At 64.8% G+C, this 321-nt stretch carries 1 protein-coding gene; it reads right to left on the bottom strand.

What is annotated here, in order from left to right; translation table 11 throughout:
• A partial coding sequence (locus HJV72_RS20560; RefSeq protein ID WP_305798507.1) for a transketolase C-terminal domain-containing protein occupies positions 1–321 on the bottom strand: 321 nt, incomplete at both ends.

The raw sequence follows: 321 nt of genomic DNA, 5'->3' as shown, positions 1-321 counted from the left end.
GCTCCTCTACCGTCACCACCGCTTTCGCTCCCGACGCTGCCTTGACGATCGCCGCACGGTCCAGCGGCTTGATGCAGTACATGTCTACCACCGTCACGCCGATCCCTTCTTCACGAAGACTCGCCGCCGCGTCCGCCGCAGGCTTCACCATCTCCCCGCAGGCGATCACCGCCACGTCGCTCCCCTCCGTCACGAAGGTCGCCTTATCCATCTCGAAGGGCACCTTCCCTTCCTCGTACACGTCCTCCACCGCGTTCCGCCCTACGCGGATGTACGCCGGCTTCTCGTCCTCAAGCAGCGCCTTCGTCAGCAGCTCCGTCT

Origin of the sequence: Extibacter sp. GGCC_0201 (assembly GCF_017566055.1) — a bacterium.
Classification (GTDB): Bacteria; Bacillota; Clostridia; order Lachnospirales; family Lachnospiraceae; genus Extibacter.
Note: the sequence above shows the minus strand (reverse complement) of the source record. Positions and strands in the feature narration are given on the sequence as shown.